Origin of the sequence: Paracoccus sp. S4493 (assembly GCF_000967735.1) — a bacterium.
Taxonomy (GTDB): domain Bacteria; phylum Pseudomonadota; class Alphaproteobacteria; order Rhodobacterales; family Rhodobacteraceae; genus Paracoccus; species Paracoccus marcusii.
This window is the reverse complement of sequence record NZ_JXYF01000546.1, coordinates 1-406: the sequence shown is the minus strand read 5'-3', so window position 1 is coordinate 406 and position 406 is coordinate 1. Positions and strand designations below refer to the sequence as shown.

Sequence of the window (406 nt, the reverse complement as noted above, 5' to 3'; positions counted from 1 at the left end):
GGCCCGCGCGCTGGAGGCCTGAGGCGATGACGACCCGGACCCTTGCGCCCTGCGCGGCGCTGATCGCCCTTGCGCTGTGGCTGATGGCCGCGCGCACGCTGCCCCTGCCCGCCCTGCCCTGGGATCCGCAGGCGATGAGCCTGGATCAGATCCGCATGGCCTATGGCCTGATGCCGCGCGGGGTCATCGCGCTGCTGGCGGGGGCGATGCTGGGCCTGTCGGGGGCTATCCTGCAGGTGGTGCTGCGCAACCCGGTGGCCGATCCCACGACGCTTGGCATCAGCGCGGGCGCGCAGCTGGCACTGGTCCTGGCCACGATCCTGTCCCCGACCTTGCTAGAGGGCGGCCGCTGGCCCGTCGCCATGGCGGGCGCGGGTGCCGCGGCGGCGCTGGTGCTGGCCATCGG

Annotated in this window: 1 protein-coding gene; it reads left to right on the top strand. The window is 74.4% G+C overall.

Features of this window, described 5'->3' with window-relative positions:
* Positions 1-83: 83 nt before the first annotated feature.
* The coding region (locus tag TW83_RS18975) for an iron chelate uptake ABC transporter family permease subunit (RefSeq protein WP_239441431.1) at positions 84-406 on the top strand (323 nt) is incomplete at its 3' end.